The sequence below is a fragment of the Halobacterium sp. MBLA0001 genome, assembly GCF_049705385.1.
GTDB lineage: Archaea > Halobacteriota > Halobacteria > Halobacteriales > Halobacteriaceae > Halobacterium > Halobacterium salinarum.
The window spans coordinates 69,854-89,629 of sequence record NZ_JBNAMQ010000007.1 but is presented as its reverse complement, the minus strand read 5'-3'; the positions used below and the strand labels follow the sequence as shown (position 1 = coordinate 89,629).

The 19,776-nt window shown below is 70.4% G+C and carries 19 protein-coding genes; 5 read left to right on the top strand and 14 right to left on the bottom strand.

All coding sequences use genetic code 11. The features are described 5' to 3' along the window. Positions 1-49: 49 nt before the first annotated feature. A complete protein-coding gene (mptA, locus tag ACOZ32_RS01625; protein WP_010903394.1) occupies positions 50-985 on the bottom strand; it encodes a GTP cyclohydrolase MptA in 936 nt (311 codons plus the stop codon). A 48-nt stretch (positions 986-1,033) separates the two neighbouring features. Beyond that, entirely contained in the window at positions 1,034-1,882 is an 849-nt protein-coding gene (locus tag ACOZ32_RS01620; protein WP_010903393.1) for an NAD(+)/NADH kinase, read from the bottom strand. 122 nt (positions 1,883-2,004) lie between these two features. On the opposite strand from ACOZ32_RS01620, the gene ACOZ32_RS01615 reads away from it, so the two are divergent. Beyond that, positions 2,005-3,156 (top strand): KaiC domain-containing protein, encoded by a 1,152-nt coding sequence (locus tag ACOZ32_RS01615; protein WP_205251007.1) that lies wholly within the window; start codon positions 2,005-2,007, stop codon positions 3,154-3,156. A gap of 37 nt (positions 3,157-3,193) precedes the next feature. Here the strand turns inward: ACOZ32_RS01615 and ACOZ32_RS01610 are convergent, their stop codons facing one another. Both ACOZ32_RS01610 and ACOZ32_RS01605 read right to left on the bottom strand, forming a co-directional pair. Further along, entirely contained in the window at positions 3,194-3,619 is a 426-nt protein-coding gene (locus tag ACOZ32_RS01610; RefSeq protein WP_012289398.1) for a universal stress protein, read from the bottom strand. Positions 3,620-3,667: 48 nt separating this feature from the next. Continuing rightward, positions 3,668-5,467 carry an ATP-binding protein gene (locus tag ACOZ32_RS01605; protein WP_424334875.1) on the bottom strand — a complete coding sequence of 600 codons (1,800 nt, stop codon included), beginning with the start codon at positions 5,465-5,467 and terminating at the stop codon, positions 3,668-3,670. A gap of 102 nt (positions 5,468-5,569) precedes the next feature. Here ACOZ32_RS01605 and ACOZ32_RS01600 point away from each other — a divergent pair, with 102 nt between their 5' ends. Next, positions 5,570-5,917 (top strand): DUF7113 family protein, encoded by a 348-nt coding sequence (locus ACOZ32_RS01600; protein ID WP_010903389.1) that lies wholly within the window; start codon positions 5,570-5,572, stop codon positions 5,915-5,917. Positions 5,918-5,924: 7 nt separating this feature from the next. Here ACOZ32_RS01600 and ACOZ32_RS01595 read toward each other — a convergent pair whose 3' ends face one another. The 3 genes from ACOZ32_RS01595 to ACOZ32_RS01585 are packed head-to-tail and all read right to left on the bottom strand — an operon-like array spanning position 5,925 to position 9,564. After that, positions 5,925-7,532 carry a hypothetical protein gene (locus tag ACOZ32_RS01595; RefSeq protein WP_205251005.1) on the bottom strand — a complete coding sequence of 536 codons (1,608 nt, stop codon included), beginning with the start codon at positions 7,530-7,532 and terminating at the stop codon, positions 5,925-5,927. Continuing rightward, positions 7,533-8,282: an ABC transporter ATP-binding protein gene (locus ACOZ32_RS01590; protein WP_010903387.1), complete on the bottom strand. Its 750-nt coding sequence runs from the start codon at positions 8,280-8,282 to the stop codon at positions 7,533-7,535. 43 nt (positions 8,283-8,325) lie between these two features. After that, a complete protein-coding gene (locus ACOZ32_RS01585) occupies positions 8,326-9,564 on the bottom strand; it encodes a DNA double-strand break repair nuclease NurA (RefSeq protein ID WP_205251004.1) in 1,239 nt (412 codons plus the stop codon). Between the two features lie 411 nt (positions 9,565-9,975). Here ACOZ32_RS01585 and ACOZ32_RS01580 point away from each other — a divergent pair, with 411 nt between their 5' ends. Together ACOZ32_RS01580 and gpmI are read left to right on the top strand one after the other, a co-directional pair. After that, entirely contained in the window at positions 9,976-10,230 is a 255-nt protein-coding gene (locus ACOZ32_RS01580) for a hypothetical protein (protein WP_010903384.1), read from the top strand. A gap of 117 nt (positions 10,231-10,347) precedes the next feature. Then, positions 10,348-11,874 (top strand): 2,3-bisphosphoglycerate-independent phosphoglycerate mutase, encoded by a 1,527-nt coding sequence (gene gpmI, locus ACOZ32_RS01575; RefSeq protein WP_205251003.1) that lies wholly within the window; start codon positions 10,348-10,350, stop codon positions 11,872-11,874. 2 nt (positions 11,875-11,876) lie between these two features. Here gpmI and hsmR read toward each other — a convergent pair whose 3' ends face one another. Continuing rightward, positions 11,877-12,215: a multidrug efflux SMR transporter protein HsmR gene (gene hsmR / locus ACOZ32_RS01570; RefSeq protein ID WP_205251002.1), complete on the bottom strand. Its 339-nt coding sequence runs from the start codon at positions 12,213-12,215 to the stop codon at positions 11,877-11,879. A 102-nt stretch (positions 12,216-12,317) separates the two neighbouring features. Between hsmR and ACOZ32_RS01565 the strand changes: the two genes are divergently transcribed. Beyond that, entirely contained in the window at positions 12,318-13,109 is a 792-nt protein-coding gene (locus ACOZ32_RS01565; RefSeq protein ID WP_205251001.1) for a TrmB family transcriptional regulator, read from the top strand. Here ACOZ32_RS01565 and nadC read toward each other — a convergent pair whose 3' ends face one another. The 6 genes from nadC to ACOZ32_RS01535 all read right to left on the bottom strand — a co-directional run bounded on the left by nadC (position 13,110) and on the right by ACOZ32_RS01535 (position 19,729). Beyond that, positions 13,110-13,916 carry a carboxylating nicotinate-nucleotide diphosphorylase gene (gene nadC / locus ACOZ32_RS01560; protein ID WP_205251000.1) on the bottom strand — a complete coding sequence of 269 codons (807 nt, stop codon included), beginning with the start codon at positions 13,914-13,916 and terminating at the stop codon, positions 13,110-13,112. Beyond that, positions 13,903-15,432 (bottom strand): L-aspartate oxidase, encoded by a 1,530-nt coding sequence (locus ACOZ32_RS01555; protein WP_205250999.1) that lies wholly within the window; start codon positions 15,430-15,432, stop codon positions 13,903-13,905. The genes nadC and ACOZ32_RS01555 overlap by 14 nt, the downstream gene beginning before the upstream one ends. Before the next feature lie 2 nt (positions 15,433-15,434). Next, a complete protein-coding gene (gene nadA, locus ACOZ32_RS01550; RefSeq protein WP_010903378.1) occupies positions 15,435-16,559 on the bottom strand; it encodes a quinolinate synthase NadA in 1,125 nt (374 codons plus the stop codon). A gap of 121 nt (positions 16,560-16,680) precedes the next feature. After that, positions 16,681-18,195: an amidohydrolase gene (locus ACOZ32_RS01545; RefSeq protein ID WP_424334874.1), complete on the bottom strand. Its 1,515-nt coding sequence runs from the start codon at positions 18,193-18,195 to the stop codon at positions 16,681-16,683. A 50-nt stretch (positions 18,196-18,245) separates the two neighbouring features. Further along, positions 18,246-19,415 carry a thiamine ABC transporter substrate-binding protein gene (locus ACOZ32_RS01540; RefSeq protein WP_205250997.1) on the bottom strand — a complete coding sequence of 390 codons (1,170 nt, stop codon included), beginning with the start codon at positions 19,413-19,415 and terminating at the stop codon, positions 18,246-18,248. Next, entirely contained in the window at positions 19,412-19,729 is a 318-nt protein-coding gene (locus ACOZ32_RS01535; protein WP_010903375.1) for an MTH1187 family thiamine-binding protein, read from the bottom strand. Before ACOZ32_RS01535 ends, ACOZ32_RS01540 begins: the two co-directional genes overlap by 4 nt. Positions 19,730-19,776: the final 47 nt, after the last annotated feature.

Here is a 19,776-nt window from a genome sequence, read left to right as displayed (position 1 = left end):
CGCTCGTACCGGCGCGTTTCGCGGTGTGGCACGGCGGCCGACTCGCCGATCACTCGCCGCTGCCGACCTCCTCGCGGAGCTGCCCGAACTCGGCGACGCGCTCGGCGTGGGCGTTGTGCTGGTGGATGGACTCGTCGTTGGACTGCTTCATCGTCACGACTGCGTCCTCGGGGAGGTGGTCGAACTCCTCGACGACGCCGCGGGCCATCGACCGCACGCAGTCCTCGACGAACTTCGCGTTCGCGTGGGACTCGTAGGTCATGTGGTCCTCGTCGGGGCGTTTCGCGGTGTTGTAGATGCGCGCGCTCATCGAGTCCCGCGCAACCGACACGAGATCCATCAGGTTCACGTCCGGATCGCCACCGGCTTCGACGGTGAGCGTGGCGTGGCCGCGCTGGCTGTGCCCCGCCTGCGGCACGTCGCGCAGGAACTCCCGGACGGCGTCCTCGCCGACGCCGAGCTCGGCGAGTTTCCGGCGCGCGGTCTCGCTCATCATCTGCTGGCTGCAGGGACACACTGTCATGCCGACGACGCGCGCGCCGATCTCCTCACGGGTGGGCGCGTCCTCCTGGGCCGTCGCCGAGGCGATGATGTCGATGGTGCCCTGGGTCGGCAGGTCAGACGCCGGCGTCTCCTCGCGCAGCATCAACTCGGCGTTCATCTCGACGGTCGCCGTCGTCGTGTAGTCGTGTTTCTCAAGCAGCCGCTCGGCGACCTCCCCACACATCTCCTCGACGCGGTAGATCGGCTCCCGAACCGCGTCTTCGAGCGTTTCGTCGATCACGCGCATGTTCCGACTCATGTCGATGCCCTTCCGTCCCCGGGGCAGATCGACGTACACCTCGAACTCCGCCATCAGCACGATCGGGCGGTCGTCCTCGCGCGCGATCTCGACGAGTTTCTCCACGCCCGTGACGCCGACTTCGCTCAGGCCAACTGATACGTCAGGCTCGGTTGCCTGCACGTCCGGCAGCTGCTGACTCATTGGCCGGGCGTACGTCGGGAGGCTCAATACCACTTTCCGTTCCGGCACTCACTCCAGTTTGCTCAGCGCCTCGAAGAAATCCGCCGCCGGCCCGGCCACTCGCGCCGGCTCGTCGGCCGCCGTCACGGTCATCTCCACGGGCGGGTCCACGCGGGTCAGTCGCCCACCGTCGCTGGCCACGACGACGCGCCCCTCGCCGCCGTCGTCGAGTGTCTCCACGCGAATCCGGATCTCGCTGTCCAGCCCGGTCACCAGCGGCGGGAGCGCGTCAGCCCCACACATCTCCGTGACGACGAGCGCGTCCACGCTGGGCTGCACCAGCGGCCCGCCCTCGCTGAGGTTGTACGCCGTGCTGCCGGTCGGCGTCGCCACGAGCACGCCGTCGGCGCGCGTCGCCTCGTACTGGGAGCCGTCGACGCGCACATCGACGGCCACGCCGTGGCCGTGGCCGCGCTGCTCGCCCTGGATCGCCACCTCGTTGAGCGCGGGCGTGCTCGCCCAGCCGTCGCCGGCCGCCACGACCCGGGGGACCTCCCGGCATCGGACCGCGCCCGTCTCCCGGTAGCGGTTGACCTCCTCTCGGACCGCTTCGACGGCGTCGGCCGGCGCGACCGCGTTCAGGAACCCGACCTCACCGAGGTTGACGCCGAGGATCGGTGTCGCCCCCGCGCCCCGCGCGGCGAACAGAAACGTTCCGTCACCGCCGATCGACACCACGAGATCGCAGTCCGTGAACGCCGTGGTGTCCCGCCCGCACTCGCCCGCGCAGGCGAGCGCCTCCGCGGTCGCCGTGTCAACCCAGACGGTCACCTCAAGCGCCCGCAGTTGCTCGCGGATCTCCCCCGCAAGCGAGGTTGCGCGCTCGTTGCCGCGCTGGGCGACGATGCCGACGTGCATACGTCTCCCTGGGACGCCGGCACTTGAAAAACCCGCGGGCGGCGGAAACTACTTTTCCCTCCCCGTCTTCGCCCGAAACATGACGCCGACAGTGCGTTCGGGCACGGCCCGGGGGCGACACTGTGGCTGACGACACCGCCGCCGGGAGCGACGACGACGACGACGATGGGTCCGACGGCGACTGGTTCGAAGCCGCGTTCGCAGCCGACGACGACGACGCCAGCGAGACCGACGATGCAAGCGACGTGGACGCCGACGCACCGCCGGACGCCGACATCGGGCGCGCCCGAGACGAACCCAGCACCGCCGCGGACGCCGACTCGGCGGACCCGGAGACGTTTGCGACCGCCTTCGGGACCGAAGACGACACGCCCAGCGGCGACGGCCCCGGCAGCGAGGAGGGGCTTTTCGACGACGACTTCGCCGACGCGTTCGCCGGTGCCGACAGCACGCCCGCACAGCCCCCAGACGGGCTGGCCGACGACAACAGCGGCGGCACGCGCACGTTCGGGTTCGACGTCGAGGGCACCGACGCCCCCGGCGGCGGCGACTTCGAGGATCCGGAGTTCGACTCCGACATCCCACGCATCAACGTCGGCATCGAGGGGCTCGACGAGATGGTTCAGGGCGGCGTCCCCGAGCGCTCGCTGCTGGTTGCGGTCGGCGAAGCCGGCACCGGCAAAACCACGTTCGGGCTGCAGTTCCTCCACGAGGCGCTCTCCAACGGGGAGCGCGCGGTCTTCATCACGCTCGAAGAGTCCCGGGGGCGGGTCATTCAGAGCGCCGACGAGAAGGGGTGGGCGTTCTCCGAGCACGCCGACCGCGGGAACCTCGCGGTCGTGGACATCGACCCGATCGAGATGGCGAACTCCCTCACCAGCATCCGCAACGAACTCCCGCGGCTCGTCGAGGAGTTCGGTGCCAGCCGGCTGGTGTTGGACTCGGTCTCCCTGCTGGAGATGATGTACGACGACCAGTCCACGCGCCGCACCGAGATCTACGACTTCACCACGGCGCTGAAGGAGGCGGGCGTCACCACGATGCTCACCAGCGAAGCCAGCGAGGACAACCCGTTTGCCTCCCGGTACGGCGTCATCGAGTACCTCACTGACGCCGTCGTGGTGTTGCGCTACATCCGCCCGGAGGATTTCCGCGAAACCCGTCTGGCCGTCGAGATTCAGAAGATCCGGGACGCAAACCACTCCCGGGAGACCAAACCCTACGAGATCACCCACGAGGGGATCTCGGTCTACCGGCAGGCCAACATCTTCTAGCTGCGGGCCCGCGGTCCTCGGCGTGGCGGCCGCGGCGTCACCGGACGATCGTCACCGGAATCGGCGACCGCCGAACGACGTTTTCGGCGACACTGCCAAGCAGGATCCGGGTCACGCCCGAGCGCCCGTGGCTCCCCATCACGATCTTGTCGATGTCGTTTTCCTCGGCGTAGGAGACGATGGTGCGACTGGGCCGCCCGACCTCCGTGGCGGTCTCCAGGGTCGTGTCGTACTCGTCGGCGGCCTCCTGCGCGTCAGCGAACAGCTCCTCGGCGGCGGCCTTCGACTGCTCGAACCACTCCTCGGAGTATCCTGGTACCGCCGCCTGCGAGGTGTATCCGGCCTCGATCGGGTCGATGACGTTCAGCACGGTGATCGTCGCGTCATCGAACTCCGTGAGGGCGTGATTGATCGCGGTTTCCGCCTGCGGCGATCCATCGATCGGCACCAAAACTCGGGGCATGCATGGGGATTCAGCTGCCGAACGCATAAACACCGAGGCTCGTTCCTATCAGTCGCGACCGTGGCGCGTCACGCACGTCGCCAGCCCCTGGACCTCCACGGGCTCGGAGTTGTCCGGCGAGTACACCACCATCTGCCCGGTGTTCATGTACGGCACCTTCGACTGCAACGTGGCCGGAATGTTCACCGCCTGGATCGCGTCCTCGTCGCCGAGGTTCAACACGACCGTCGTGTTCACCTGCTTGAACACGGGACCAGCGATGTCCTGGGGGTCCTGGGTGATGAGGAACAGCCCCAGGCGTTCCTTGCGGCCCTGCTTGGCGGCCTCGGTGAACTTCCCGACCACTTTCCGGGCCTGCACGCTGTCGGCGTCCGAGAGGAAGTTGTGCGCCTCGTCCATCCCCACCAGCAGCGGCGTCTCCTTGATGGGCTCGTAGCTCGGGTCGTTCGAGAGCTTCTGGTCCACCAGCAGGCTGGACACCGCGAGCACCACCGTTTCGGCGGCCCGTGAGTTGCTGATGTGGTAGGTCGGCACCACCGAGAGGCGGCCCGGCTGCACGAACTCGCGGTCCTCGACGAGGGCCGTGATGGACCGCGCGTCCTGGTCGAACAGGCCGTTGGGCATGCCGTTCACCCGGCGCAGGACGGCCTCGTAGGTGGCTTCGTGGACGCGCCCGGACTCGTCGAGTTCCTCCTTCAGCGCGGGGTCGTCGAGGAACGCACAGAACTCGCGGTAGGTGCCGGACTCGCCGTACTGACCGAAAAAGCGGTCGAGCAGGAGGTGAAGCGCGCCGTACTGGTTGTCGTTGAGGCCGCTGGAGGCGACCAGCCAGGGGTTGTCCCGCACCATCGAGAACGGCACCGTGAACGCGACCTGTTCGGCGGCGTGGTGGTCGGCGGCGTACGACGCCGACCCGACTTCCGGGACGAACGCGACGGTGTCGTCGTGGCCGCCGTAGGCCAGCCCCTGTGTCTCCCACTGGCGCCGGTCGCTGGCGTCGGCGTCGGGGTTGTCGTCGTGCATCTGGGCGTACTCGTCTTGGGGGTCGAACTGGACGACCGCCATCCGGCGTTCGGGGCCGCCGGAGTCGACGGGGTACCGGCGGTCCTCGTGGAGGTACTGCCGGAGCACGTTCTTCGCAGCGTGGGTCTTCCCGGAGCCCGTGCCGCCCGCGATGAGGGTGTGACGAAACACGAGCGGGTCGCCCGCCTCGTAGCCGTCTTTCACCCGGTAGTCGATGGTCGGCGGGTCGGCCGCCGTCCGGACTTTCTCCCCGCCCACGGAGAGGTGCCCGAGGAACACGCCGTCGGCGGGGATTTTCAACCCGGCCTTGATCTCGGCCGCGTCGTCGGCCGCCCGAACCACGGTTTCGGGTTTCGGGACGCGGTCGGGCATCCGGCGCGTGATGTCGTCGCCCTCGTCGGAGAGGACGGCGACCGGATCGAGTTCAGCGAGGAACTTGTAGTCCGCCTCGTCGACGCCGTCCGAGCGCATCGCACGCCGGGCGTGGATCTCGGTGGCGTCGTCGCTCTCGAACGCCTGGACGTATTCGAGGCCGGTGATCTTGCAGAACAGCGTCTCCCCGCCCGGGTAGGGCGCGACGAGGTAGGTTCCCAGCCGGACCGCCGCCCGGTTGCCGGCGGTGACGTACGCCTTCAGCGCCGTCTCTTGGCCGTCTTCGTGGATGCGCAGCCCCTCCGAGACGGCGAGCGCGCCGAGGCCGTCGTCGCTCCCGGTGGCTTCGAGTGTCGGGCGGTCGAAGTCGTCGTCCGCTGGGGCGGGGCCGTCGTCGCCACCACGCTCGTCGTCGTCGCGGCCGTGGTCCGCGAAGTCCCCGAGGTCGCTCATGGACGGGCCGTGGCGGCGCACGGACTAACCGCTTTCCCCTGCCCGCACGGCCCAGCCCCCGGTGGCCCGCGGTCTTTTGTGTGTCGCCGTGCTAGCGCCGGCATGCTGCTGGTTCGTGGGTCGGCGGGCGGAACCGCCCTGACGGGAACGCTGTACGAGCGCGGGGAGACCGCGCCGTCGTTCAAGGGAGCGCCCGACGAGGCGGCACCCTACGTCTGGGTGTGCGACGAGTTCTACGAAGTCGACAGCGGCGGGCAGGTCCAGCGCGTCGACGGCGAGGACGTGCACGTCGCCTTCGAGTCGCCGATGCCACGGGGGTTCGAGACGCGGGACGCGGCCTTGGAGGCGGCCCGCGAGCACGTGCGCACGCAGTTCGCGCGCATCGGCGTGGACCCCGAGACGGTTGACGTGACAGTGGTGCAGGAACACGAGGCCGACGCCGAGTTCTGAGCGCGGGTCAGCCGTCCGCGGTGTAGCCGTCGAAGGCGCGGACGGCGTTGCGGCCGGCGACGACAGCGCAAGCACCGGCAACGGCCAGGCCGACGGCGAGCCCGGCGACGTGGACGACCGCCGTCGAGACCCCGAGTGCGCCACCGAGGACGCTCCCGACCGCGGGGGATTGAGCGCCGGTGGCGATGCCCGCGGACAGCAGGAAGACGATCGTGTAGACGCCGAACGACCACAGCGACGGGACGACGACTTCCCGGCTGCGGGTCATGCTTGTGGCCTCGTATTTCGGGAAGGACGCGCCGACGCCGGCGGCGACCGTCGCGGCGAGCGCCGGGAGGACGACGCCGCCAACGGCGAGGCACGCGACTGCGACCGGCGACAGGGGACTGAGGACGCCCAGCACGACCGCGAGCGCGATCGAGACGGGGGTGCCAACGAGCGCGCTGGCGGCGACCAGGCCGGCCACGACTTCACGGCCGGTGACGCCCGAGGTGGCGGTGATCGGGAGAACCGCGCCCTCGTCGCCGAGCGGGTTGAGGGCGAACAGCGCGCCGGTCGCCCAGGCGGCGTACAGGGTGAGCGTCGCGGGCAGCGTGGCCGTGACCCGCCCCGCCGCGATGCTGTTTTGGATGGGGCCGAACAGCACGAACGCGGGGTAGACGACGTAGAGGAGCTTGATCGGGGCGCGGCGCGCCCGCAGCCAGCTTTTGCGCGCCACCCACGCCGCCGGGCGGCCGAGCACGCCGTCGAGGCGGCCGCCGCGTGCGGAGTCGGTCGTGCGGATGTCGGCGTGTGCGCCGTCGTCGTACCACCGGCGCTCCGAGACGCGAACGCTTGCGAGCACGCCGAGCGCGGCGACACCCATCGACCCGGCGAGGGCAGCCCCGGCGCGGAGCGCGCTGGCGTCGGCCCCGGGGACCGTGATCAGCGCGAGGTCGGTGTACCACGCCACTGGGGACGCACGCGCGGCCTCGATGACCGGCCCGGCGACGGTCCAGAGGGAGTCCGTGAGCAGCAACGCGAGGTACGCGACGAACGCCCCCGCGCCGAGCGCGCCCTTGTACCGGTCGACGAACGCCGACTGCCCGAGGGCGTACGCGATGACCATGCCGATGGGGAACCCGACGAGGTACGCGGTCGTGGTGAGCGCGAGCACGGCGATCGGCGCGGAGAGGAGCGCCAGCGGCCGCCCCACGCCGCCGGCAAGCCCGACGCTGGCCACGAGCAACGGCGGCACGAACATGCCCGCGACGCGGACGTACCCCGCGGCCAGCAGCCCCCCCACGACGTCGCGGGCGGGGACGGTGGTGAGGTAGCCGTCACGGACATCGATGTCACCGATCTGGAGCACGGTGAGGTAGGCGGTCATCACGACGGTGACCACGCCGATGCCCGCGGGCACGAGGGTGCCGATCGCACTGGCCCCGTCGACAACCGACTGCGCATTGGCGTACACCACCCAGGTGATCCCCGGGGTCATGGCGGTCACGGCGACGACGGCGAGGCCGACCGCGAAGTGGTGGGTGACGCTCTTCCCGCGGAGTTTCCGCCAGCCGATGCGGAGTTGGGTGGCTGCGATGCGGGCGGCGTGGTGGGTGTTCGGAACGCCGGGCATCTACGCCGCCCCGTCGATGCCGCCGGTGACGGTGAGGAACACGTCTTCGAGGGTGCGCTCGTCGCCGGCCTCGGCGCGCTGCTTGAGGGCGTCCGGCGGGCCTTCGGTGACGAGGCTGCCGTCGTAGAGCACGCCGACGGTGTCCGCGAGGTCGTCGACGACCGGCAGGATGTGCGTCGAGAGGAAGACGGTGGCGTCGCCGGCGGTGAGATCCGCGATGGTGTCCCGGACGGTGCGCGCCGCGCGCGGGTCGAGTCCCGAAGTGGGTTCGTCCAAGAAGAGCACGTCGGGGTCGTGGAGCATCGCCTGGATGATGCCGGTTTTCTGTTTCATCCCCTTGGAGTACGTCGAGATGCGGCGGTCGGCGTCGTCGCCCAGCGAGAACCGCTCCAGGAGGTCCGTGATGCGTTGTTCGGCCCGGGGGTCGGGGATATCCCGGAGCCCCGCGATGTATCGGAGCTGTTCGCGCGCCGTGAGCTCGGCGTGCAGCGGCGGCTCCTCGGGGAGGTAGCCGATGTTCGGAACCACCGACGCTCGGTCGGTCACCTCAACGCCGGCGACGGTGGCGGTGCCGCTGGTCGGTTCCACGAGCGTCGTGAGCATCCGCATGGTCGTCGTTTTCCCGGCCCCGTTGGGCCCCAGGAAGCCGTACACCGAGCCGCTGGGGACCGCGAGATCTATCCGCTCGATGGCTGTCGTGTCACCGTACCGCTTCGTGAGGGCGCGTGCTTCGATTGCGCGGTCGGTCATCGTTCGGCGGTCCTCCGGCTGGCCGTATAAAACCGCCCGCCGGCTACCAGCGGTGGTCGTCGTAGTTCCGGTCCTCGCGGCTGCCGACGACCCGTTCGAGCTTGCGCACGAGCTCCTGTTTCTCGTCGCTGCTGATGCGCGCGAGCTCGTCGGCTTTCCCCACTGGTTTCGGGGGGCCGGCTTCGGCAGCGACCTGGCTGGTGACGTAGCGCTCGACCGCCGCCCGGCAGTCGGGGTCGTCGGCGAACACGCGGGGCACCTCGACCCTGTGCACGAGATCCGTGCGGGGGTCGTAGACGACGAAAAACGCCACCTCGTAACAGGCGGCGTCCAGTTCGCGGTCGACGCCGAGCGCGTCGGCGTCGGCGAACACGCCGTCAGCGCCGAGCGTGGACGTGAACCAGCACGTCCACGTGAGCTCGTCGGTGCGTCGGTGCTGGTCGTCCCCGTCGAACTCGCGGCGCTCAAGCACCTGGCCGAAGAACGCGGCGTCGGTGGCCCACGGCGTGGGGCGGCCGCGGTCGCGGAGCGCGCGCACGAGCGCCTGGCTCGCGGGGCTTTTCACGAAGCCGGCCAGCGGGACACCCCGGTCGGCGAAGTCCTCGACGAGCCGGACGTAGTTCTCAAGCACTTCGCCGACGAGTTCGTTCTGCGTGACGAGGTCCGCGAGGCTGGCGTGGCGGTCGGCCCAGTTCACGAGCTGTTTGGGATAGACGGGGCCGTCGAGCAACAGCAGGTCCTCGACGCGATGGGCGTGTTCGCGGGCGTGATGGCTCTCCGCGAGGTAGAGCGCCAGGCCGTGGACGACGCGCTCCTGGTCGCGGGCCAGCGGGGTGGTGTGGACGATGCGGCCCCGCCAGTAGCCCTCGTCGTGTGTCTGCCAGTCGGTGCTCGTGTCGACGCTGGCGTCGTTGGAGTGGACGCTGGTGATGGTGGTGCGGGCGCGGTGGCAGTCCAGCTCCGAGGGGGTCGCGCTCATCGCGGCCTGCGCGAGGTCGAGAACGAGGCCGTTGGTGAACGTCCGAGGGTTGATCGTGCCGGAGTCGAGGCCGTGGGCGGTGTCGAAGGCGTCGGGCTGGAGTGCGAGCTCCTCGATCGGGGCGGCGTGTTTCGCGAGGTCGTCCAGCGGTTCGAGGACGGGGCCGTCGTCGCCGTAGAGGGGGTCGAGGAACTCTCGGAACGTTTCGTCGGCGAGATCCCGGTGCTCCTCGGCGTCCACCTCGTGTGTGATGTGCGCGGCGAGGGCCGCGATGCCGTCGAAGTGGACGGGGTCGAGAGTCATGCTCACGGCTCGGGGGCGGACCTCCTAATACACCGGTGGTCAGGCCCGGCTGCACTGTGCGACGTTGATGACGCCAACCAATAAACGCCTGAGTGTGGTGGTACGAATCCCGCTCAGACTCGCAAAACCATCGAGAACTGCGTCTGGGTGTACAACCATGGGTCGTCCCCGAACCAGGTCTCTCGGTGAAAACTAAGCGCTCGTACCCTTTGAGGACACCTGAACGAAGCGCCGACGGTGTTCCGCTGGAGCCGCTGTCTCACGTGAACGAAACCGCGATTCGGCACGTGAACGAGACGACGTGACGCGACGGGGGACCGAGCACGACTGCGACGCGCTCTGTCGTTTACTCGCGACCGAAGCAACTTTTGTCAGAATTCTTAACTTCGTCGGGAGGGTAGCCAAGCGTGGATGCAGCAACACCGCGCGAACTCGGTGAACTGGCGGCGCACCGACAGCGGCGTCGAACTCTACGACGAGACCAACCCCGACGCCTGGATTCACGTCGACGTCGACCCCGGCGCCCCCGCAGACGAACGCCCCTACAGCGTTTGCCCGGACTGCGGCGTCGTCGCCCCCCAGCGCACCGCCCCCACCGACCACATGGTGTGTGGCGAGTGTGGCGCCGAGTTCGACAACGACGAGCGCCCCGCTGACGACGCGTAACGCCCGCTGGACGCGCTTGTCCCGAACGCCGTTCCGAAGCCGCGTCGACTGGGCGGCCACGCTCGCGGCGGGCAGCGACACGACACCTACATACTCCCGGCTGCCACAGCCCCGTACATGCAGGCCGCGCTTGTGATTCTGGACGGCTGGGGCCTCGGCGATCACGACAGACGCGACGCGGTCCGGGCCGCCGACACCCCTAATTTCGACGAGTACGCCGAACGAGGCGCGTTCGGGACGCTGACCACGTCCGGCCGGGACGTGGGGTTGCCCGACGGCCAGATGGGCAACAGCGAGGTCGGCCACCTCACCATCGGCGCGGGCCGCGTCGTGAAGCAGGCGTACACGCGCATCGAGGACGCCATCGCCGCGGGCGACCTCTGCGGGAACGACGCCATCTCCGGCGCACTCGACCACGTCGCCGACACCGGCGGCACGCTGCACGTCATGGGTCTGGTCTCGGACGGCGGCGTCCACGCCGACCAACAGCACATCCACGCGCTCGTGGAGTGCGCCGCCGGACGCGGCGTCGAAGCGGCCGTGCACGCGTTCACCGACGGCCGGGACACCTCGCCGACCGGCGGCGAGGACTACCTCGCCGACCTCGAAGCCGTCGCCGACGAGCACGGCACCGGCGACGTGGCGTCCGTCTCCGGGCGGTACTACGCGATGGACCGCGACCAGAACTGGGCGCGCACGAAGCGCGCATACGACGCCATCACGCGGTCCGGCGGGGTCGCCCATCACGCCGCTGCCGCGGTCGACGCCGTCACCGACTCCTACGAGCGCGGCGACACCGACGAGTTCGTCGTACCCACGACCATCGAGGGCGGCGCCGCGCTCAGCGACGGCGACGCCGTGGTGTTCGCGAACTTCCGGGCGGACCGCGCCCGCCAGCTCACCCGGCTGCTCGCGGACATCCACCCCGCGGGCTGGGACGCCGACGGCATCGAGACGAACCCGCCGGCCGTGCCGGTGGTGACGATGACCGAGTACGACGAGACGTTCGACTGCCCGGTGGCGTTCCCCGCCGCGGAGCCCACGGACACGCTCGGGGCGGTGCTCGCAGCCCACGACCACACCCAACTCCGGGTCGCGGAGTCGGAGAAGTACGCCCACGTGACGTATTTCCTCAACGGCGGCCGCGAGGTCGCGTTCGACGGCGAAACGCGGACGATCGTGGACAGCCCGGACGTGCCGACCTACGACGAGCAGCCCGCGATGAGCGCGCCCGCGGTCACCGACACCGTGCTGGACGCGCTGGCCGGCGACGACCCGGACGTGCTCGTGTTGAACTACGCCAACCCCGACATGGTCGGGCACACCGGCGACTTCGACGCCGCCATCGAGGCCGTCGAAGCCGTCGACCGGGAACTCGGCCGCCTCGTGCCCGCGCTCAACGACGCCGGCGCACACGCCTTCCTCACGGCCGATCACGGCAACGCCGACGACCTGGGGACGCCCGCCGACCCACACACCGCCCACACGTTCAACCCCGTGCCGTTCGTCTCGCTTCCGCCCGCGTCCGGCGACACCGCGGCCGTCCGCGACGGCGGCGCGCTCCGGGACATCGCGCCGACGCTGCTGGACGTGCTCGGCATCGACCGGCCGACCGTGATGACGGGGGCGTCGCTGCTGGAGTGACCTCAGTGCGCCGGCGTGTAGGCGTCCGAGGCGACGTTCAACACGACGACGCCCGCGACAATGAGCGCAAGCCCGACGACACCGGCCACGTCGACCGACTCCTCGAACACGACCACGCCGACGAGCGCCGTCGCGACGATGCCGACGGCCGCCCACGTCCCGTACACCACCCCGACCGGGAGTTCCTCCAGGACGAGGCCGAGGAAGTAAAACGAACTCACGTAGCCCGCGAGCACGACGACGCTCGGCGCGGGGTTCGAGAACCCCTCGGACAGTTTCAGCGCGGTCGTGCCGGCCACCTCCGTGGCGATCGCCGCCGCCAGATACGCGTATGGATACACGACTGCTGTGTCGTTCGGCCGGGGAAAGTGCGTTTCCGAACGTGGTGCCACTTGTAGCGCGTTTCCGGCAGCTACTTGCGGCCCGGCCGCCCGCAGCCCGGTATGTCGCGGCTCGCCGAACTCGGGCTCTCGGGGTACGAAGAGCAGTGCTACCGCGCCCTGCTGGCGCGCGGCCCGTCGACGGCGCGCGCCGTCTCGGACGCCAGCGGCGTCCCCATGGGACGCGTCTACGACGTGCTGAACGGCCTCGCGGCGCGCGACCTCGTCGAGACGCGGCCGGGGGAGCCGACACGGTACTGTGCGGTTGACCCCGAGACGGCGGCCGACCGGCTGCTGGCGGAGCGCAAGCGGGAACTCGCCGAGCAGACCGACCGCTACGAACGCCTCGCGGCCGCCCTCGGCGACGAACTCGCGGCCGTCCCGCCGACCGAGAGCCGCTTCTGGACCGCCCCACTCGGCGGCGAGACGGCCGTCTCGCTCACCCGCCAGGTGTTCGAAGACGCCAGCGACGAGGTCCGGTCGGCCATGAGTCGCCCTTACGTCGGCGCGCCCTGGGACCGCTACGACGCCGAGATCGCGGCGTTCGACGAGACGCTGCCAACCGAGCAGTCGGTGCGCGTGCTCGTGGCTGCGCCGGTCCTCGACACGGTTCCGGTGGCGGTCCGCGACGCGTACCTCGACCGCGAGGCCGTGTCGCTGCGCGTCACCACGGCCCTCGCTGCGACCTTCGATCTCGTGGACGACGACCGCGTCTACCTCCACGTGCCCCACCCTCTCGACGAGGGCGAGCGCCTCGGCGCGGTGGAACTCCGCGACGACGCCCTGCTGGCGCGGCTGCAGGACCGCTTCGAGCGGGCGTGGGAGCGCGCCGAGACGCTGTCCGCGCTCCGCTGACTACGTCCGGAAGGAGAGATCGAGGGTGGGCGCGGAGTGGGTCAGCGCCCCCATCGAGATGACATCGACCCCCGTGGCCGCGTACGCGGGCACGTCGTCGACGGTGATGCCGCCGCTGGCCTCCGCGAGCGCCGCGCCGTCGAGCAGGTCGACGGCGCGCTCGGTCTCCACCGGCGTCATGTTGTCCAGCAGGACGATGTCCGCGCCGGCGTCGGCGGCCCGGGGCGCGTCCTCGGGGGTCTCGACCTCCACGTCGAGTTTCGTCGCGAAGCTCTTCGCCGCCCGGAAGCGCTCGATGGCTCCTTCGAGGCCGAGCTCGGCGACGTGGTTGTCCTTTACCATCACCATGTGCGAGAGGTCCAGGCGGTGGGTGTCGCCGCCGCCCGCGACCACCGCGCGCTTCTCGACGCCCCGCAGCCCGGGGGTGGTTTTCCGGGTGCCCGCGATCGCCACGTCGTCGCTCGCCTCGCGGGCGGCGGCGACCGCGCGCCGGGTCTTCGTCGCGACGCCGGACGCGTGGCCGGCGACGTTCACGGCGACGCGCTCGGCCCGGAGCACGCTCTGTGCGGCCCCCGAAACCCGGAGCACGGTGTCGCCGGCGTCGATCCGGTCGCCGGCCGCCGCGGGGGCGTCGGCCTCGCAGCCGAGATACTCGAAGACCCGCACGGCGGCGTCGAGGCCGGCGGCGACGCCGGCCTGCTTGGCGACCAGTCGGCCGGTGGTTTCGCCGGGCACGTCGTTGGTCACGTCGTGGTGGCCGAGGTCCTCGCGCAGCCACCGCTCCACGTCGGCGTCAGTGACCGGCATCGGGGGCCTCCTCGGCGGCAGCCTCGTCGCTGCGGTGGTGGCAGCCGGCGCTCTCCGGGTTCTCACCGGCGGCCCGCGCGATCAGCAGCCCGACGACGGCGGCGTTCCGGAGCTGGTAGAGGTCACGACTCGTCCGCGTGCGGGCGTACGAATCGACCTCGCCTTTGAGCCGGCGGAGCACGCCCTGCGCGCGCTGGAGGTCCGCGCCGGTGCGCCGGAGGCCGACGTGTTCGTCCATCACGCGGCGCAGCCGCCGGAACTTCTCGGCGGCGAACCCGTCGGGAAGGTCGGGATCGCGGTCCCGCAGCTCGGGCGGCTCGCTCGGTGCCGGCGCGCGACCGTCACCGGCCGCCGTCTCGCCGGCGCGCAGCCCCCAAACGAGCCCTTCGAGCAGGCTCGTGGACGCCAGCCGGTTCGCGCCGTGGACGCCCGTGCGGGCGCACTCGCCGACCGCGAACAGCCGGTCGAGGCTCGTCCGCCCCACCGTGTCGACGGCCACGCCGCCACAGAGGAAGTGCTCGCAGGGCGCAACCGGGATGCCGGTCTCCCAGTCGACGCCGCGGTCCGCGCAGGCCTCCGCCAGCCCGGGGAACTCCTCGCCGAACGCGAGCGGGGAGACGTCCAGCCTGACCTCGCCCGTGGCGTCCCGTTCGGCTGCCACGGCACGCGCGACCACGTCGCGGGGCGCGAGCTCGGCGTCCTCGTGGTAGTCCGGCATGAACCGCTCGCCGTCGGCGTTCCGCAGGAGCGCGCCCTCGCCCCGCACCGCCTCCGAGACCAGGAACGGGTCGGCGTCGTCGTAGGCGGTCGGATGGAACTGGACGTACTCGGCGTCGGTGACGTCGGCCCCGGCCAGCGCGGCCATCGCGACGCCGTCGCCCGTCGATCCGCGCGGGTTCGTCGAGCGCCGATAGAGGTCGCCGATGCCGCCCGTCGCGAGCACCGTCGATCCGGCGAACACCGGCACCCCAGTCTCGGCGCGGTCGCCCGTTCGGGGGTTGCGGTCGAGCAGCGCGCCGGTCACCGCCCCCTCGTCGGTGATCAGATCGAGGGCGGCGGCGTCCTCCAGCATGTCGATGTTCTCGTGGGCGTCGAGGTGTCGGAGGAACGGCCCCAGGATGTGGTGGCCCGTGGCGGCGTCCACGTGCAGGATGCGCGCCGCCGAGTGGGCGGCCTCCCGGGCGTAGTCGAACCCTTCCTCGCCATCGAAGGGCACGCCCAGCGTGTCCACGAGCACGTCCTCGACGGCCGCGGCGGCGTCGCCCACGAGTGCGTCCACGGCCTCGGGGTCGGCCTCCCCGTCGCCGGCCGCCAGGATGTCCCGTTTCAGCGACTCGGGGTCGTCACGGGTGGTGGCGATGCCGCCCTGTGCCCAGTCGGTGCTGGCGTCAGCGGGCTGTTGGGCCTTCGTCGCGACGAGCACGCTCGCGCCCTCGCGGGCGGCGGCCAGCGCGGCCCCACACCCCGCGATGCCCGATCCAAGTACGAGTACGTCGGTGGTGGTGGCGTCGGTCATCGTCAGAGTTCGAGCATGCGGTCGAGGCCCACCTGTGCCAACTCCGCTTCCTCGCTGTCAACCTCGATGACGTTGCGCTCGCGGCCTTCGACGAGTTCTTCGAGGACCCACGCGAGGTAGTTCGGGTCGATCTGGCGCATCGCGTTGCAGTCCATGCAGGCGTCCCCGCACAGCGGGACGACGTTCACCTCGGGGTGCCAGCGCTGGAGGTGGTTGGCCAGGTGGATCTCGGTGCCGATGGCCCACGTCTCCCCCGGGTCGGCGTCCGCGACGGTCTCGGTGATCGTTGCGGTCGATCCCACGACGTCGGCCGCTTCGACGACCTCCCGGCGGCATTCGGGGTGGACGACCACGTTGGCGTCCTCGTGGTCCGCCCGGACCTCGGCGACGTGCTCGGGCGTGAACCGCTCGTGGACCTGGCAGTAGCCGTCCCAGAGCACGATGTCGGCGTCGGCGACCTCCTCGGCGGTCTTCCCCTCGGCTGCCCAGGGGTCCCACTCGACGGTCGCGTCCGCCATGCCGAGGCGGTGGGCGGTGTTCTCGCCGAGGTGCTTGTCGGGCAGGAACAACACCTTGTCGCCGCGCTCGAACGCCCATTCGAAGGCGCGGTGCGCGTTCGAGGACGTACAGACCAGCCCGCCCTGTTCGGCACAGAACGCCTTCAGGTCGGCGTAGCTGTTCATGTACGTGATCGGGATGATGGTCTCGTCGGGGGCGGCGGCGGTGATGTCCGCCCACGCGGCGTCCACCTGGAGGGCTTCGGCCATCCCCGCCATCGGGCAGGAGGCCTCCATCGACGGCAGGATCACCGACTGGCTGTCGTCGGTGATGATGTCCGCGCTCTCGGCCATGAACGTCACGCCGCCGAAGATGACGTAGTCGGCGTCGGCGTTGGCGGCCTCCTTCGAGAGCTGGTAGGAGTCGCCGACGAAGTCGGCGTGCTCGACGATCTCGCGGCGCTGATAGTTGTGGCCCAACACCACGACGTCGTCGCCGAGTTCGGCGCGCGCCGCCTCGATGCGCTCGGTGCGCGCTGTTGGTGTCAACTCACGGTACTCATCGGGAAGTGCTTCGAGGTCGTCGTATTTGAAGAGACTCAGGTCGGTCTCGAACGACGACGTGTCCATTTGTGCCACGTTCAGTTCACCAGTGTAATAACCACTTCAGAACTCCACAATGAAAAGATTAGTTCTTCAATACTGCCACTGGGAGACTCACCGTAGTCAACACGCCGGCCTGACACCCGCCTCACCGACCGTCGTACACCACCGCTCCGTCCACGACGGTCATCGACACGCCGACCTCGTCGGCGATCGCGTCGGCGTGCTCCCACGGCGACGCGTCAAGCACCGTGAGGTCGGCGAGCGCGCCCTCCCGAATCACGCCCTGCTCGTCGCAGCCGGCGCGCGCGCCACCGCTGGTGTACGCCCGCAGCGCCGCCGTGACCGACAGCCGCTGGGCGTCGGCGGGCGCGGTCACCGCGTGATGAACGCCCACGAGCGGGGCCAGCGGCATACAGTCGCTGCCGAACGCCACGTCCACGCCCGCGTCGAGCATGTCGGCGAATCGGTTGCTGGCTTCCCGGCGCGCAGTGCCCAGGCGGTCCGCGTAGAGCCCGTCGCTGCCCGCCCACTTCAGGAAGTTCGGCTGCACCGACGCCACCACGCCGAGGTCGGCCATCCGCTCGATGGCGTCGTCGGACGCGAGCTCGGCGTGCTCGATGCGGTGGCGGCGCTCGCCCGCGTCCTCGTAGGCGTCGAGCACCGCGTCGACCGCGGCGTCACCGATGGCGTGCGCGACCACCTGCAACCCCGCGTCGTCGGCGCGCTCGACGAGGGCCGCCAGCGCCGACGGATCGACGACCCACTGTCCGGTCTCGCCGGGCGCGTCGGCGTACGGCTCGGACAGCTTCGCCGTCCGCCCGCCGAGGCTGCCGTCCGTGTACGTCTTGATGCCGCCGACGGTGACCATCCCTCCGCCGTGGTTCGTCACCAGCCCCGTCTCCAGGACGGCGTCGAGGTGGTCCGCCCAGTAGTTCAGCCGCACCCGCACGGAGAGCTCGCCAGCCGCGTCCAGCTCGCGGTACACCCGGGGCGCATGCGAGTCCCGCACCATCTCGTGGACAGCGGTCACCCCCCTCTCGTTGGCCTCCCGCTGTGCGGCCTCGATCAGCGGTTTCGTCCCCGCCAGATCCGGATCGGTGGCGTCGTAGACGGCCTCCACGGCGTCCTCGACGATGCGGCCGTCCTCACCCACGTCCGCGGCCGGCATCTCGTCGCCGTGCTCGGCCAGCGCGACGCCGTTCACGGTCGCGGTGTGCATGTCCTCCCGGATCGCCGCCACCGGCCGTGCCTCGCTGACGGCGTCCAGATCCGCCGTCGAGAGCGCCGCGCTCCACTGGCTGTCGTCGTACCCGAACCCGAGCACCCAGCCGGCGTCGGTCTCGCGGGCGCGCTCGGCCAGCCGTGCTGTCGCCGCCGCCGGGCTGTCGGCCCCCCGGAGGTCCGCGTGGACGCCGTGCTTCCCGAGCACCGCCAGATGCGTGTGTGCGTCCACGAACCCCGGCACAACCACCCGGCCGCCGAGATCCACCTCCCGGGTGCCCGTGTCCGCACGGAACGCCGCGTCGTAATCGTTGGACAGCCCCACGATGCGGCCGTCCCGGATGGCGACCGCCGAATGCGTCGGGTCCGCGGGCGTCGCGGTGTCGGTGAGCACGTGCACGTCGCCGTTGTAGAGAATCAGGTCTGCGGCCGCTGTCATACGTGTACGCCACACCGCAGCCGGCTTAGGCGTTCGGGAACCGGCTGCGCCTACTGGCTGGCGATCTGGCGGGTGACCGCCGCCCGCCACTCGTCGGCGTGCTGACGCAGCGTCTCGGCGGAGTGGCCGATCGGCGCCTCCGGAACGTGAACGTACTCCCGGAGCTCCGCGGGGAGGCTGGCGTTCGTCACGGTTGGAATGCCGACGTTCTTCTCGGCGACGGTGCGCTGGGTGTCCCCCGACAGCATGAACGACGCGAACGTGTCCACGAGCGCCGGGTTCGTTGCACTCTCGAACTTCGTCGTGCCCGAGACGTACGTGTAGGCGCTGTCGCCCGGGAACGCCACCTGGTGGCGCGCCATGTCCACGTCCGGATCCTGGCTGGCGTACACCTGATCGGTGCTGTACGACATCACCATCGGCGCTTCCCCGCCCGAGTACGCACTGTACGTGGCGTTCCACGACCCCGCGGTCTGGAGGCCGTTGTCGGCGAGTCGCCGCCAGTACTCCAGGAACCCGTCTTCGCCGAACGCGTCCACGGTCCACAGCACGAACGCCAGCCCTGTCGCGGTGTTCTGGGGGTTCGGCACCAGGATGCCGTCGCTGTATTCCTCGGTGGTGAGCGCCGCCAGCGTCTCCGGGGCGTCCACCACGGTCTCGTCGTAGATGATCGTGACGTACGACGCCCCCGTGGGGAGCATGCGGTCCGTCCCGTCGATCCAGAACCGGTCGTGGACGTTGTCGGTGTTGTCGACGGCGTCGGTGTCGAAGGCCGCGAACAGCGGCGCCGAGAGCTCGCGGTCGGCGCGCGCCAGATCCGCCGCCGTCACGCCCACGTAGCCGTCAGCCCCCAGGTCCACGCCCTGCTGCGCGCGGCGCATGAACTCCGTGACGCCGTTCTCGGTCACCACCCAGTCGAAATCGACGGTGTACTCCGACTGCACGGCGTCTTTCACCCAGTTGCCGGCGCTCGTCGACACGGCGTTGACGTACGTCTCGCTCGCGCCCATTCTGAGCCGTGGGGGCGTCCCCTGCTGGGTCGCGGTCGTTCCGCCTGTCGTGGTTGTCGTCCCTTCTGTCGTGGTTGTCGTCCCTTCTGTCGTGGTTGTCGTTTCTTCTGTCGCGGTTGTCGTCTCCCGGTCGCCCACGCATCCGGCGAGCCCCAGGCTGGCGGCCGTCGCGCTGCCGACCGCCGCCACGAACCGTCGCCGGGAGGTCATCGGTCGCTCGCGGCCGTCCGTCCGAGACGATCCTCGACGCGGTCGACTTTCTCCTCGACGGCGAGGTCCTCCTCGCGGTAGTGATCGATCTTCAGCGTGGTGCCCACGCGGGGCGCGTCGACCGCCTGGTGGGCGGCGGTCACGGCCGCCATCAACTCCGCCATGTCGTCGGCCTCGATGGTCGTCTCCATCGGGTGTGTCCGGTACCGCACGTCGAACTCCTCCAGCGCGTCGACCGCGCTGGCGATCTGTGCGTCGAAATCGACGCCGGGGCTGTCCACCGGGGCGACCGAAAGCATCGCCGTCACTGTCATACCCCGGCTAGCCGATCACCAACTCATATAACCCACTGTTCGGTGCC